Source organism: Cryobacterium sp. N19 (genome assembly GCF_002929595.1).
Taxonomy (GTDB): Bacteria; Actinomycetota; Actinomycetes; order Actinomycetales; family Microbacteriaceae; genus Cryobacterium; species Cryobacterium flavum.
In genome coordinates, this window is record NZ_PJJR01000046.1 from 122584 (window position 1) to 136600 (window position 14017).

General features: G+C 61.6%; 12 protein-coding genes. 6 read left to right on the top strand and 6 right to left on the bottom strand.

The genetic code is table 11. The features are described from left to right. The first annotated feature begins 46 nt into the window (after positions 1-46). Positions 47-514 (top strand): SRPBCC family protein, encoded by a 468-nt coding sequence (locus CXY78_RS05255; protein ID WP_104088395.1) that lies wholly within the window; start codon positions 47-49, stop codon positions 512-514. Between the two features lie 110 nt (positions 515-624). Here CXY78_RS05255 and CXY78_RS05260 read toward each other — a convergent pair whose 3' ends face one another. Next, complete coding sequence (locus CXY78_RS05260) at positions 625-2544, bottom strand: ABC transporter ATP-binding protein (RefSeq protein ID WP_104088397.1); 1920 nt, start codon at positions 2542-2544, stop codon at positions 625-627. Positions 2545-3428: 884 nt separating this feature from the next. Here CXY78_RS05260 and CXY78_RS05270 point away from each other — a divergent pair. Together CXY78_RS05270 and CXY78_RS05275 are read left to right on the top strand one after the other, a co-directional pair. After that, positions 3429-3752 carry a putative quinol monooxygenase gene (locus CXY78_RS05270; protein WP_104088441.1) on the top strand — a complete coding sequence of 108 codons (324 nt, stop codon included), beginning with the start codon at positions 3429-3431 and terminating at the stop codon, positions 3750-3752. 184 nt (positions 3753-3936) lie between these two features. Beyond that, positions 3937-4575 carry an MBL fold metallo-hydrolase gene (locus CXY78_RS05275; RefSeq protein ID WP_104088399.1) on the top strand — a complete coding sequence of 213 codons (639 nt, stop codon included), beginning with the start codon at positions 3937-3939 and terminating at the stop codon, positions 4573-4575. Positions 4576-4712: 137 nt separating this feature from the next. Here CXY78_RS05275 and CXY78_RS05280 read toward each other — a convergent pair whose 3' ends face one another. Further along, positions 4713-5288, bottom strand: coding sequence for a TetR family transcriptional regulator (locus CXY78_RS05280; protein ID WP_158252865.1), 576 nt, complete (start codon positions 5286-5288; stop codon positions 4713-4715). A 173-nt stretch (positions 5289-5461) separates the two neighbouring features. Here CXY78_RS05280 and CXY78_RS05285 point away from each other — a divergent pair, with 173 nt between their 5' ends. The 3 genes from CXY78_RS05285 to CXY78_RS22060 all read left to right on the top strand — a co-directional run bounded on the left by CXY78_RS05285 (position 5462) and on the right by CXY78_RS22060 (position 8393). Further along, positions 5462-7063 carry a GMC family oxidoreductase gene (locus CXY78_RS05285; protein ID WP_104088402.1) on the top strand — a complete coding sequence of 534 codons (1602 nt, stop codon included), beginning with the start codon at positions 5462-5464 and terminating at the stop codon, positions 7061-7063. 300 nt (positions 7064-7363) lie between these two features. Further along, on the top strand, positions 7364-8113 hold the full coding sequence (locus CXY78_RS05290; protein WP_104088403.1) for an SDR family NAD(P)-dependent oxidoreductase: 750 nt from the start codon (positions 7364-7366) through the stop codon (positions 8111-8113). Beyond that, positions 8091-8393: a transposase gene (locus CXY78_RS22060; RefSeq protein ID WP_369827254.1), complete on the top strand. Its 303-nt coding sequence runs from the start codon at positions 8091-8093 to the stop codon at positions 8391-8393. Before CXY78_RS05290 ends, CXY78_RS22060 begins: the two co-directional genes overlap by 23 nt. Positions 8394-8552: 159 nt before the next feature. On the opposite strand, the gene CXY78_RS05300 is transcribed toward CXY78_RS22060, so the two are convergent. The 4 genes from CXY78_RS05300 to CXY78_RS05320 form a co-directional block, all read right to left on the bottom strand. Then, positions 8553-9440, bottom strand: coding sequence for an MBL fold metallo-hydrolase (locus tag CXY78_RS05300; RefSeq protein WP_104088407.1), 888 nt, complete (start codon positions 9438-9440; stop codon positions 8553-8555). A gap of 552 nt (positions 9441-9992) precedes the next feature. Beyond that, positions 9993-11729: an iron ABC transporter permease gene (locus CXY78_RS05310; protein ID WP_104088410.1), complete on the bottom strand. Its 1737-nt coding sequence runs from the start codon at positions 11727-11729 to the stop codon at positions 9993-9995. A 1-nt stretch (position 11730) separates the two neighbouring features. Further along, on the bottom strand, positions 11731-12744 hold the full coding sequence (locus tag CXY78_RS05315; protein ID WP_104088411.1) for an ABC transporter ATP-binding protein: 1014 nt from the start codon (positions 12742-12744) through the stop codon (positions 11731-11733). 92 nt (positions 12745-12836) lie between these two features. After that, on the bottom strand, positions 12837-13853 hold the full coding sequence (locus CXY78_RS05320; RefSeq protein WP_369827256.1) for an extracellular solute-binding protein: 1017 nt from the start codon (positions 13851-13853) through the stop codon (positions 12837-12839). Positions 13854-14017: the final 164 nt, after the last annotated feature.

The window sequence follows — 14017 nt, forward strand, 5'->3', positions numbered from 1 at the left end:
GCCGGAAACACCGTCTAAGAGACAGCCCCCACCTAGGCTGAGCAGTATGACGGTCGAACAGGTTGAGCAAGGGCCTCGCCAAATCGCGCGCACTGTTGAGGTGCCGGCTTCGGCCGAAGACATCTTCGCGTTGGTGGCTGATCCGCACCGTCACGGTGAGCTGGACGGCTCGGGCAACGTCGGCGGTACGGTGTCGGGACCGCGGCGGCTCACCCAGGGCGCAAAATTCTCGGTAGCGATGAAGCAGTTCGGCGTCCCGTATCGCATCACCAGCACGGTGACGCGCATCGAAGACGGTCGGCTTGTAGAGTGGCGTCACCCCGCGGGACACCGGTGGCGCTGGGAACTCACGCCGCTCACGCCCACGTCTACGCGCGTTACCGAGACGTTTGACTACAGCACCGTCCCAGCCGTTCAGGGAAAGGTCTACGAGCTGCTCGGCTTCCCTCGGCAGAACGCCGCCGGCATCGAAGCCACCCTTCGCCAACTCACGTCGCGCTCCGCCCGCGCTTGACGTGAGGCCACCGGGCCGGAGTCGGTTACGCGGCCGTGATTACCAGCGCCACCGACTTGTCGGTCGTCCGGCTCAGCCGCCGGACCGCATTGTGGCGAAGTGCTCAGTGACTAGATCCCGCTTAGCGCATCCGCATCCGCATCCGCATCCGCATCCGCCGCAACATTCTTCTGCACGGCGAACTGGGTCCGGTGCAATTCCTCGTACCGCCCACGCACAGCCAGCAGTTCCTCGTGCGTACCGCGCTCCACGATCGAGCCGTCCTCAACCACGAGGATCAGATCCGCGCTGCGGATGGTGGAGAGGCGGTGTGCGATCACCATCGCTGTCCGTCCCTTGAGCGCCTCGCTGAGCGCCGCCTGCACGGCGGCCTCAGACGTCGAGTCCAGCGCCGCCGTCGCCTCGTCGAGGATGACGACGCGCGGCTGGGCGAGCAGGAGCCTCGCGATGGTCATCCGCTGGCGCTCACCCCCGGACAATCGGTAGCCACGCTCGCCCACCATGGTGTTCAGCTGGTCGGGCAGGGACCGGATGAGCGGCTCGAGCCGCGCACGCCGGACGGCGTCCCACACCTCATCGTCGGACGCTTCCGGCCTCGCGAGGCGCAGATTGGAGAGGATGGTCTCGTGGAACAGGTGGCCGTCTTGCGTCACCATTCCCAGGGTGTGCCGCAGGGAGGCGAACGTGACATCGCGGACATCCGCCCCCGCGAGGCGCACGGCGCCGCTGTCGACGTCGTACAGGCGCGAAAGGAGCTGCGCAATCGTGGATTTGCCGGCACCGGACGAACCAACGAGGGCAACGGTCTGACCCGGCTCGATCCTGAACGACACGCCGTGCAGCACCTCCTCGCCGCCGCGGGTATCCAATGTGGAAACCTCCTCGAGAGAGGCGAGAGACACCTTGTCCGCGGACGGGTAGGCGAAGCGCACGTTGTCGAACTCGACGGTTACCGGGCCTTCGGGAACGACGACGGCGTCGGGCTTCTCCTTGATGAGCGGGTCAAGGTCGAGCACCTCGAAGACGCGCTCGAAGCTGACCACCGCGCTCATGATCTCCACCCGTGCGTTTGCGAGGCCGGTGAGCGGCGCGTAAAGGCGGGTGAGGAGAAGCGCCAGGGTGACCACGTCGCCGGTATTCAGCTGGCCGGCTAGTGCGAGGGCGCCGCCGAGCCCGTACACGAGCGCGAGGGCGAGAGCGGAGACGAGCATCAGGGCGGTGTAGAAGACGAACTGCAGCATTGCGGCGCGGACACCGATATCGCGGACACGGGCGGCGCGGACGCGGAACTCCTCGGCCTCCTCGTCGGGCCGGCCGAACAGCTTGACGAGGGTGGCGCCGGGCGCTGAGAAGCGCTCGGTCATCTGCGTGCTCATGGCGGAATTGTGGTCGGCGGCCTCACGGCGGAGCGCTGCGAGGCGGCTTCCCATGCGGCGGGCGGGTACCAGGAAGATGGGGAGCATGATCACGGCGAGAACCGTCACGAGCCAGGACGTGCTGAGCATGACGATCAGGGTGAGGATCAGCGCCACGACGTTCGTGACCACGCCGGACAGCGTGCCGCTGAAGGCCTGCTGAGCGCCGATCACATCGTTGTTGAGGCGGCTCACGAGGGCGCCCGTTCGTGTGCGGGTGAAGAACGCGATCGGCATCTTCTGCACGTGGTTGAAGACGGCGGTGCGGAGGTCGAGGATCACGCCTTCACCGATCCGCGCCGAGTACCAGCGCGTCACGAGTGACACGGCGGCGTCAGCCACGGCCACGAGCGCGATGACGACGGCGAGCCACACAATCGTGGTGACCGCGCCCTGGGCGACGATGACGTCGACCACCTGGCCGGCGAGTACCGGCGTCGCGACCGCGAGGAAAGCTCCCACGGTGGAGAGGGTGATGAAGATCAGCAGCTTGGACCGGTAGGGCACCGCGAACGTCATGATCCGCCGCACGGACTCACGGGAGAAGCCGTGTTTGCCGTCCCTGGCGCTCGAGATCTTGTGCAGCGAGCTCCAGGCCGCGCCTTCCATGCTCATGATGGTTCCTTCCGTTGGTACCCGGCCAAGTTTAGATGGCGAGTTGCCCGAGCTCGGGGTTCTCCCCAGCGGCGGCGAGCCGGGGCCTTTTTCATGAAACGGCACGGCCGGCAACGAACGTGTGGGCGGTGTTTGCAGCGCGGCTGCCGAGGTGACGCGCGGTGCGCCGGTCAGCGTCATGGACCGCGTCAGGGCCGCGGTCATTCCACGACTGGGCGCCCGCCAAAAGCGGTTCACAAGGTCATCATTTATCCATCACATTCATCACTGAATGACCCAAAACGATGACGTACAATTGGAGGCAGCGAACCGCCCGGTTCCCTGTAAACACAAGGCAATCCGCGGGTTTTCGGGAACAGTCGGCAATGACAGAATTCAGGCTAGAACCTCCAAGGGGTCGCAGGTTCGAATCCTGTCAGCCCGACCAAAAGGGCCGTTCGCGAAACTGTTCACGAAACGGCCCGGTCGAAACAAAAAGAAATCGCTCCTGAGGATTCTCAGGAGCGATTTCTGGTTTAAGCGGCGTCCCAGCGCACCGACTAACTGCGCTCCTCAGGTCACTCGTCGCGACGCCTATCCCAGGGGTCTAGTAGCGGCACGCTGTGGCTACCTCTGGTGAAATAATCGAGCGGCACTGAGATTCCGGTTCGATGGTCCTCATCCGGTGATGCCGGCGTACCCGGGACACATAGTTTTGGTGGTGATCGCAGACATAGACACAGTCGTCGTGCAGTGCCGGAGAACTCCCCGACGAGCACGACGCCGAAGCATCCATCACGAGACTGCCGCTATCGACAACCCCACCTAAACTAGGACAACTCACCGTAAGGTTTTCAGGAAGCGTCACCATTCAATGGGACGTGATCCAGGAAAGGAACCATTCCATGATTTTCATCGTTGCCAAGTTCACAGTGAAACCAGATTGGAGTGATCGCTGGCTGGACCTCACACGAGATTTCACAGAGGCCACGCGCCAGGAACCAGGCAACCTGTGGTTCGACTGGTCGCGCAGTGTTGACGATCCTCACGTGTTCGTCCTCGTCGAGGCATTCCACGATGACGCCGCGGGAGCTCACGTGAACAGCACTCACTTCTCGGCGGCTATGAAGGCTATGCCTCAAGCGCTCGTGAAGATTCCAGAGGTCATCAGCGAGCGTATCGATGCTGAAGGTTGGGGCCCATTGGGAGAAATAACGATGCCCGAGTAGCAAAAAAAATGGGTGATTGCTGAATTGATCGACGTGACCCCCGCTATCCATCTGATCACCCGAGCCGCCAAGAGGCGCACCCAGTGGTCCATGAGCTCGAGGCACCGCGACGAACAGAGGTTATTTACCGCTAGCCCCGCGACGCCACCGAGCGAGACCAGCAACCGGTTATAGGAACAGGACTATGCACGATCTCAATGCTCTTACGGTTCGCAGCATCTCAGTGTCTGAGATGAGCAATAACGTGTACGTACTCACTTCGAAATCCAACGGCGCCCAGGTCCTGATCGACGCCGCGGACGATGCACCCGCCATCTTCACCCTGCTCGAAGATGCACAGAAAGACACCAGTGCCATCGCCAGGCTGGCCCTCATAATCACCACACACTCGCACTGGGATCATGTGCGGGCACTTGGCGAGGTCAGGGAACTAACGAAGGCACCAGCTTCGGCGGGTCTCGACGATATCGCGGACATTGCCGTTCCTACGGACATACCCTTGCACCACGGAGAAGTTAGGTCCATCGAAGGCATTGAACTCGAAGTAATCCACCTGCGCGGACACACCCCCGGGTCGGTTGCCGTGCTCTACCGCGACCCATCTGGTCCCGCCCATCTGTTCACTGGTGATTCGCTCTTCCCAGGCGGAGTTGGAAACACCGACGGTGATGCCACGCGTTTCGCGTCGTTGTACAACGACATCGTCACCCGAATCTTCGACTACCTTCCGGACGACACACTGGTACACCCAGGCCATGGAGCAGGTACAACGATTGGAGCCGAGCGGAGCAAGCTCTCCGAGTGGAAACAACGCGGCTGGTGATGACGAAACCCGCCTTGTCGACGAGCACCTGAAGTGGGCGGATATTCCGCTGCACAATTGGCGATCACTTCGAATAGCGAATGGTCGAAGGCGCAGCTGACTGACGACCAGGACGGATGCTGAGGATTTGATCAGCTTTATTGAGTCTTTTCGTGTGCGAATGCGGCTTGTAGGGCGCGGGAGTAGTCGCGGAGGGCGGTCTCGACATACGGCAAGGGGGACGCTTGGCCCGAGTGGAGCCAGTTGCGAAAACCGACGAACATGGCGTGCCAGTAGCCATGGCCGAGAACTTCCGGCAGCGTGTCTTTGGGGTCGAGTCCCTCTCGATCAGCGATGAAGTGGGTGATGGCATCCCTCCAGGGTTGACCCTGCATATATGCGTAACTCTGTAACGCCGGAACCGCCTGGATGAGAGTGACTTCGGCGCGCATGATGGGCAGGGCAGCGGGATAGGTGTGTAGGCCGGACAGTACCGCTGCCACGACCGCGTCGGTGCTGACGATGTCGGCGGGAGCCTTCTCCAGAGCGTTGGTGAGGTCTTTGAGCTGCCGGTTGAATCGGTTCCAGACGATGTCGGCTTTGTTCGGAAAGTAGTTGAACAGCGTCTTGCGCCCGATGCTTGCGGCAGTGGCGATGTCGGTCATCGTTGTCTGGTCGAAGCCGTTTTTCAAGAACAGGCTGAGGCCGATCTCGGCGACGGCATCCACGGACACTGTCGGGGGACGTCCTCGCCCTCGACTCTCTCCGGTATCAGGGGTGGAAGCCATTGACTCGACCATACTCTCTGGCAATACTTGAATTAGGACACTTGGTGTAACAAATCGAGTGTCGTCGACGCATAAATCGGTGCGTCCGTTGATCATCCACAAGGAAGAGGAAGTTCAGCATGATTTTTGACTACATTATTGTCGGTGCCGGAGCGGCGGGATGTGTCCTGGCCAATCGGTTGAGCGAGGACCCCGCAAATCAAGTTTTGCTGCTTGAGGCCGGAGGCTCCGATCGTAGTCCGGTGATTCTCGTACCGAAGGGGTTCTATTTCACGATGACGGACCCGAAGTACACGAAGAAGTTCGCCACCGAACCGTTTGGAACCGGTTCCGGAGAGCAGTGGTCCCGCGGTCGTATGATCGGCGGTTCCACCGGGGTGAACGGCATGGTCTGGAATCGCGGATGGAAGCCCGATTACGACTCGATCGAAGCGGCGGGAAATCCTGGTTGGGGGTGGGACACCTTTGTGGGTGCCTACAAGAGCATTGAAGACCACGCACTTGGCGCGTCGAATACTCGAGGCGTCGGCGGTCCCGTTGGGATTTCCGTGGCTTCGCCGCCCGAGGAAGTCAGTGAGGCCTTCATGGACGCCGCAGGGAAGCTCGGTATGAACCGGGAAGACGACCTGAACGGGAGCGACAATGAGCGCGTCGGATACGTATCGTCGAACATCGCGAACGGCTTGCGTGTCAGCGCTGCGGAAGCCTATCTGCATCCGGTTCGGCAGCGCCCCAACTTGACGGTGCTAAGCCATTCGGAGGTTGGATATGTCCTCTTCGATGGGAAGCGTGCCACCGGCGTGCGCGTTGAGCGCAAGGGCGTGACGGTCGACTACTCCGCCCGTAAAGAAGTGCTCCTGGCCGGCGGTTCGCTCGACACTCCGCTTCTCCTCGAACGCTCCGGCATCGGAGATTTAGATCAGCTACGTTCCGCCGGGGTGAAAGTAGTCGTGGACAGTCCCAACGTCGGAGAACGGTTGCACGAGCATCACGGCACCAGCTTTCAATTCTCGATGCAGGGCGCAGACGGGTACAACAAGCAGCTCTCCAACGTCTCCCGGCAGATGCTCACCGGCACGAAGTATCTGATGCAACGTGACGGCGTCATGTCGTTCGGTGGCTACAACGTGCTGATGTACTACAAGTCGGATCCGAAATCCGAGCGGCCGGATACGCAGGGATTTTTCACACCCATCTCCACGGCGGCGGCATCGTTGACGTCGGGCAAAGTGAAGGTCGACAAGAACCCGGGAATGATGTTCCTGACGTATCCGCTGCGCCCGACGAGTACCGGATCCATCCACATCACCGGCAACTTGCCGTCGAACAAGCCGACGGTTACCGCGAATTTCCTCGAAACCGAGCACGACCGCCGCCTGGTCGTTCTCGGGGCACGGAAGGGGCGCGAAATCATGGCCCAGAGTCCGATCAGCCGACTCGTACGCGAAGAAACCCTCCCCGGCACTGATTACACAACGGATGAGCAGATACTCGAAAACGCGCTCAACCGCGGCGGAACCGGGTACCACACACTGGGCACGTGCGCGATGGGACCCAATGACGACGACGTCGTCGACGCACGGCTTCGTGTTCGCGGGGTGGAAGGACTCCGAGTCGTTGACGCGTCCGTCTTCCCACACATGCCATCGGGCAACAACAATGCCCCGACTCAGGCTCTCGCCTGGCACGCGGCACAACTTATCCTCGAAGACAACTCGTGAGCAACTCCCCCGCACCGTGGTAACGGCCTAGTTCGATCAGGTTTTGCGGGTGACCCCGGCAGGTCTGCGGCTACCGGCTCACAGTCGTGTCGGCCAGTTATTGGAGACCCTCTCAGGTAACTGGCCGACTGTGCTACTAAGGGTCTTGCATGGCGGGCCCGTGTCAACGGCGCTGGTTTTCAGGCGTTAGCGATGCCGCTCTGTAGCGGCTCAGTGGCCGTGCGCCTCGGAGCCCTCGGTGAGCTGGCACGAGTAGGGTCGCGAGTCCATAGCTCAGACAAGCAACAAGGAGACAACACGATGACTGATTTTCAGGGAAAAGTGGCACTCGTCACGGGCGGCGGTTCCGGCATCGGGGCGGCCATCTCACGAAAGCTGGCCGCGGCAGGCGCATCGGTCGTGGTCAGTGACCTCAGGCTCGACGCCGCGCTGAAGGTAGCCGAAGACATCACGGCCGCCGGGCACTCCGCCGCAGCAGTCGAGCAGAACACGACCGTTCCGGCGCAAGCGGATGCTGCCGTACAGTTCGCGATCGACACCTACGGCGCACTTCACCTCGCGGTGAACAACGCGGGAATCGCCCCGGCCCCGGCCCCCGTCGGCGAACTCGACCTTTCCGATTGGGACAAGGTCATCAACGTCAATCTGAACGGCGTCCTCTACAGCCTTCGCTACGAAATCCCCGCCATCGAGAAATCGGGCGGTGGCTCCATCGTGAACGTGTCGTCCGTCCTCGGCACCAACGGTGAACTCAACGCCTCATCGTACGTCGCAGCAAAACATGCCGTAGTCGGACTGACGAAGGCGGCCGCCCTCGAGTACGCGACCAAGGGCATCCGCATCAACGCCGTTGGCCCCGGTTATATCGACACTCCACTGCTCAGCACCCTGCCCAAAGAAACGTACGACGGGCTGGTAGGCCTGCACCCAATCGGCCGACTGGGAACGGCGGATGAGGTCGCAGACCTGGTCATATTCCTGCTGTCAGAAAACGCTAGCTTCATCACCGGCAGCTATCATCTCGTTGATGGCGGGTACTCGGCGCGCTGACCACGCGGCCCCACCAGTGGGCGGGACGCGCCAACGCACGGTTGCGTCCCCTGAGTGGTGTAATTTCCGGGGTTTAATTCGTTGGATTATCAACGTAGTGTACTCATTGAAATTGCGCGGCCTGGACGGTGTTAATCTCGTCATCTCCGACGCCCACAGCGGCCTAAACAAGGCCATCAGCACCGTATTTGGGGTGCCTGTCCTGAGTGGCCCAGGTGCGCACATTTCGAACAGACCTCGTCAGCGGTTTGCACTCAACATCGGCCCACTCATGACCTGACCCGCAACGGTCTCAAACGCCACGATTAAGAATCTACGGATACCTTGATAAAGAAAGTATCGGCGAAAATTGTAACCCGCGTAATTCCTTCACAATCCTGAGCGGACGTTTTCGTTTCATTATTGCGCAGACCCAAGCCGCGCCCGCAGCGCGTCGGGGTCAGAATGGCCAGAGCCTTCGGATTCTGGCGCGCAGTTTCTGTCGTGCCATTTCAGATTTGCACGGCCCGTTAAAGATCGCGAAGTCGTCGAAGCGATGCGCGCCGGGACGGGTGGCCACCGTGCGGGTGGCAGTGACCACCGCTCGTAGCTGGTCGACGGTCATCGGGAGCGGCGCTTCGTGGGGATGGTAGGCGACGCTGCGTGCATAGTCGCGGCCCCGGCGGTTCGACATTTCGATGTGGGCTCCCATGACTCGACTCACTGGGTGGCGCTTTGAGAAGGCAAGGAGCCGGCCGACGCTGTCCTGGAATGCGGCGATGTCGTGCACGTAGAGCCGGCCGGGGTAGACCGTGTCACCCGTGAAGAGGAGCTCGGTGGTGGGGTCCCAGATCGCGATCGACGAGGCTTCGTGACCGGGGATGGCAAGGACCGCCAGCCGCCTCTCGCCGAGTTCGAAATGCGCCTCCCCAGCGGGCCAGCCGACGAGTCCGAAGAACTCGGCGACGTCGCTCGGCGCGTGCCCAACTAGGACGGTACGTGGTCGATCTGCGAACTGCCCATCGGCGGCGATGTGGTCGCCATGGGAGTGACTGTGTGCAACCACTAGTTCGTAGTCATCGTGTGGATGCTGGGCAAGCCATTCATTGCACAGCCGGTCGACCAGCTCTCGGAGGGGGAACGACGCAGGGTCGGACGTCGCTCCTGTGTCGAGCAGTAGCGCGCGGGCCTCGCCGAACATCAGATAGAGGAAGGGGGCTTCGTAGTTGATGGCCATGCTCTGCCTGAGGACGATGGTGTTCGCGTCAATCCAGTGGGTCTGGATGAGCGGGTCCGTGGAGCGCCGGAACGGCGGCGCCCCGTGGTTCCACCTGACGTCGAGATCCATCGGATTCGCTGGCACGGGTCAGAATGGCTGGTCTGTTGCGCACGATAGCTCCTGCGGCAGCCGCGACAGCAACGTGATCAGCTCATGTGTGACATCGAAAGGGTAAGCAATGCCGACCAGCGGATCAAAAACCCGTTGTAGATCCGGACCCAAACCGCATCGACGTCCGCTCCGGCCACGCGGTGTGTACATAGCCATGACAGGATCCGAATCTCGTCTGTGCCCACGTAAACGCCAAACCATACGCTTCGAAGGAGGAAGAACAGCGCCGGCGCAATGTACAACCAGGTGTCGAGCAATACCAAGGTACCGCGCCCGCGCACGGTGAGTATTCCGACCACCCATCCACCCCAGGGAACACACGCGACCGCCCGGGCTACGGATCCGGACCCTTCGATCCGACTCCAACGGCGCCGACTAAAGCAGCGCGCTGGGAGTGTCGTGCGAACGATCGTTACCGAACATCACACGCTACAGACCTTGGCGTCGGACGAATTCACAAGCCACCTCGGCCGCACAACTTGAAATGTGCCGAGGTATCGGTTGGAGGAATCAGTTGCGGCTTGCGCGGCGGCGGGCGCGTCGCGTCGCGGCTCCGCTGCGCCCGTAGACGAGGTACATCGCCAGGCCCATGATGATCATCAGGAGCACGGTGTACACGAAAGTGATCGACATCGAATCCAGGTTGTTTTCGCCCTCGGTGCTGGCCTTGATGGCGATTCCCAATGGTTGGTATAGCGGGTGGTATAAGAACACGGCGGCATCGTAGTCGTCGAGCAGGCTGTTGAAGTTGAGCGCCGTGATCGCGGCTGCGGTCGGGATTACGAGGGGAAAGAGTACCTTGCGCAGGGTGAACATTGATCCCGCTCCGAGAATGCGCGCGGCGTCTTCCAGCGACTCTGGCACCGACGCGAATGCCGCTTTCAGCAGCCGTAGGGTGAAGGGGATCTTCACAATGATGTAGGCCAGCAGGAGGAGGCTGGTGGTGCCGGTGAGCACCTGGCCGCCGACGAGCGCTTGGGGCCGGTCAAACGTCATGACCAGCGCGAGCGCGATCAGGATCGTGGGCAAGATCCACGGGATATGGAGGAGGTATTCGAGCAACCCGGTGACTGGGTTGCGATATTTCTGTAACACCCTTGCGACGAACAACATGCCCAGTACCACGATCGCCGAAGCCAGTGCGCTGTAGACGACGCTCACTATGAATGGGCGCAGTACCGACGGGGTGCCGAAAACGGTTGCGTAATTGTCGAAGGTCAATGCATCCCAGGTGATCATCCCGCGCAGGATGGCGGTCGAGTCGAGAAATGAGAACAGCACGATGAGCAGTACCGGCGTCGCGTAGACCACGAACAAGGCATAGGCAAGCACGTGCACGACGCCGTTGGTGACCCGATTGGGAATCTTCTGCTTTTGGAGCGGCGTGGCCACCTTGGCGACAGAAAAATACACCCCGGACTTCTCGGCCCGGTTCATCATGGCCAGCAGCACGATCGTGGCCAGGCCCAGGATGATGGCGAGCAGTGCGGCCAGATCCTGTGAGCTGCTGCTCTTCGAGAACGTCAGAATCATCGGGGCAACCGTCTGAAAGTCGGTACCGCCCAGCACGATCGGAGCGGTCAGCGCACCAAGTCCAGTGAGGAACGTGAGCACCGTCACGGCGAAGATCATCGGGCGCAGGGCGGGCAGCACGATCCGCCACAGAATGCGCAGGGTTCCCGCCCCCATATTCCGGGCCGCCTCGATCGTCTGGTAATCGATCTTGGCGAGTGACGAACCAAGAAAAAGCATGTGGTTGGTGGTCGTGGCGAGAGTCATCACGACCACGACGGCGAAATATCCGGAAAACCAGTCACGGTCGATGTCGGGAAACCAGTTGCCCACCGCGTTCGTGACGAAGCCGTAACGACCGTAGATGAAGTTGTACCCGGCGGCGAGCACGATGCCGCCGTAAATGAGGGTTGTCGCGTAGCCGAGCCACAGTATCCGGGCACCCCGAATGGCGAAATAATCGGTGACGAGCACGATGAAAATACCCACCACGTTCACCGTCACGGCGAGCGTGCCGGCCAGCAGAAAGCTGTGCCACAGGCTGTTCATGGCCCGCTCTGAGCTGACCAGTTTCTCGAACGCGCGAAAGCTGAGCTGGCCGTCGGGGAAGAACGTGCCGATCAGGAGGGTGGCGTTGGGAAAGATCAGGAACGTGGCGATGAACCACACCGTCACCAAGGCCACGATCAGCACGAGGGGCGACCGCAGCATGGAACGCCAAGAGGAGGTGCGCATGCTAATACTGCAGGATCGACGCGGGGTCAATGTGTAGCTCGGCTCGCGAACCGGGCGCAAGCGGCGCCGCGCCGCCCTCGGGTACGAGCGCGCGAATCATGCTGCCGGAACAGTCGATCGTGTAGGTGCTGTGCGCGCCGTGGTATGCGCGTTCAGCGACGATTCCCTCAAGACGGATGCTGCCGGCCACGATTGCAGGAGGCTGCAGCGACACCTTCTCGAGCCTCAGGTATGACGCCTTGTTTGGGTGCAGAGCGGTGCCGCCACCACGCTGCAGCCGCTGCACCAACTCGCCCGACAACTTATTCATGGCACCCACGAACGTGCACACAAACTCTGTGCTCGAGCGGTTGTAGATCTCCTCCGGAGTTCCCACCTGTTCCACCACGCCATGATTGAACACGGCGATGCGATCGCTCATCGTCAGGGCTTCCTCCTGGTCGTGGGTCACGTAGACCGTCGTGATGCCGAGCTCGCGCTGCAGGTTTTTGAGCTGTTCGCGCAGCTGCACCCGCAACTTGGCATCGAGGTTGGAGAGGGGTTCGTCGAGCAGCAGGATGCGCGGCCTGAGCACGAGCGCGCGCGCGATGGCCACGCGCTGCTGCTGGCCGCCGGAGAGTTCGGAGACGTTCTTGCTGAGCTGCTCCGATGTGAGCTCCACCTGCCCGGCTATTTCCGCGACGAGGGCACCCGTCTGCATCTTCTTTGTCTTGCGCACCTTCAGGCCGAAGGCGATGTTTTCCCACACGCTCATACTCGGGAACAGGGCGTAGTTCTGAAACACCATTCCCACGCTGCGCTTCTCGCTCGGAAGCTTCGTCGCGGCCTGGCCATCGATATAGATCTCGCCTTTCGTCGGTTCGATGAAGCCGGCGAGTGTGCGCAGCGCGGTGGTTTTCCCGCATCCGGACGGCCCGAGCAGGGTGAAGAACTCACCCTGCTTCACCTCCAAATTGAGATCGGGAATGGCGGTGTGTTCGCCGAAACGCACTTCGATGTGGTCAAATCTAATCATATGAACTCCCACCGGGTGCGGCTGTTGACGAAGCCGCACCCGGCGACTTGTGGCGGGTGATGGAGGTCGGCGCTTGTCGGCGCGGATGACCGTTAGGGCAGGTACTCGAGCTCGGTCTTCTCGACCCACTCGCCGATGTGCTCCCGGGTCAGTGCCCAGTCAATGTCTTGCTTGGGCAGTGATTCGATCAGCTCGACGACCGCGGGGAGCGCCTGAGCGCGGGCCTCGGTGTTCACGGGGTAAGCGGCGAATTTGGCCGCAAACTGGCCCTGCACGTCGGAGCTACCGAACCAGTCAATGAACTCTTCGGCCTGCTCCTGGCGCGGAGTGCCGTTAATTACGGCGATCTGCTCTGTGACGTACGGAACACCGTCTTCGGGGCTGATGACTCCGGTGACCGTGCCGTACTCGGTATCACGACTCGTGATACCGCTGCTCGGAATCACGCCGAAATCGACCTCACCGCGGATCAACCGGGCATACAGGTCGGTGCCCTCGACGGCAGGGGAACCGTGCCCGAAGTATGCCTGCACCTGGTCCCAGCCATCGTCGGATATACCCAGGTCGCCGTCCTCGTCCGCGTAGGGAGCGAGAAGGCCCGCGAGCACCAGCTGTGGTGTCGCCTGGCCGAGGGCAGTGTTCACTTCGTAGTTGCCGGTGTACTGGTCGCCGTCCCAGAGGTCGGCGATCTCGGTGGGGGCATCGGCTGCGCTGACCGTGTTGGTGTCGTAGGCCATAACGATGGCCTGTTCAACCAACGGCCAGAATACGCCGTCCTCCGCGTCGCCGGCGGTGCTGTCGACTTCGCCGGACCAGGCCGGTGTGTACGCGGAGACAGCCTCCTCGGCCTTGAGCGTTTCGAAGAACATGTTGTTCAACCCGAAGACCACGTCACCCACGGGATTATTCTTCTCGGCCACGATCCGGTTGGCGAGGTCGGCGCCGCCGAGGCCTACGATCTCGATGTCCAGGCCGGCAGCGGCGGCCTGCTCCGTGATCCATTCGCCACGCCCATCAGAGTTGGAGTTCGTGTACACGATGAGCGTTCCAGTGGCGTCGCCGGAAGCGGCAGTATCGGTCGCGGCACTGCACGAGGTCAAGACCACGATGCTCAACAGGGCGAGCGCGAAGGAGCTCGCGGTGATGGTGCGCTTATTCAATTGGTTGTCCTTTTCTGAGCCCGGTACAACCAAAAAAGTCGCCCCCGAGCCAAACCTGTGATTTCGACATTGACATCACCACGCTACGGCGGGGACTTACTCGACCCGATCGT

Coding starts and splice junctions, on each gene's coding strand:
- CXY78_RS05285 (WP_104088402.1), top strand. CDS start 5,462: ATGATTTTTGACTACATTATTGTCGGTGCCGGAGCGGCGGGATGTGTC.
- CXY78_RS05290 (WP_104088403.1), top strand. CDS start 7,364: ATGACTGATTTTCAGGGAAAAGTGGCACTCGTCACGGGCGGCGGTTCC.
- CXY78_RS05260 (WP_104088397.1), bottom strand. CDS start 2,544: ATGAGCATGGAAGGCGCGGCCTGGAGCTCGCTGCACAAGATCTCGAGC.
- CXY78_RS05300 (WP_104088407.1), bottom strand. CDS start 9,440: ATGGATCTCGACGTCAGGTGGAACCACGGGGCGCCGCCGTTCCGGCGC.
- CXY78_RS05270 (WP_104088441.1), top strand. CDS start 3,429: ATGATTTTCATCGTTGCCAAGTTCACAGTGAAACCAGATTGGAGTGAT.
- CXY78_RS05315 (WP_104088411.1), bottom strand. CDS start 12,744: ATGATTAGATTTGACCACATCGAAGTGCGTTTCGGCGAACACACCGCC.
- CXY78_RS05255 (WP_104088395.1), top strand. CDS start 47: ATGACGGTCGAACAGGTTGAGCAAGGGCCTCGCCAAATCGCGCGCACT.
- CXY78_RS22060 (WP_369827254.1), top strand. CDS start 8,091: ATGGCGGGTACTCGGCGCGCTGACCACGCGGCCCCACCAGTGGGCGGG.
- CXY78_RS05275 (WP_104088399.1), top strand. CDS start 3,937: ATGCACGATCTCAATGCTCTTACGGTTCGCAGCATCTCAGTGTCTGAG.
- CXY78_RS05310 (WP_104088410.1), bottom strand. CDS start 11,729: ATGCGCACCTCCTCTTGGCGTTCCATGCTGCGGTCGCCCCTCGTGCTG.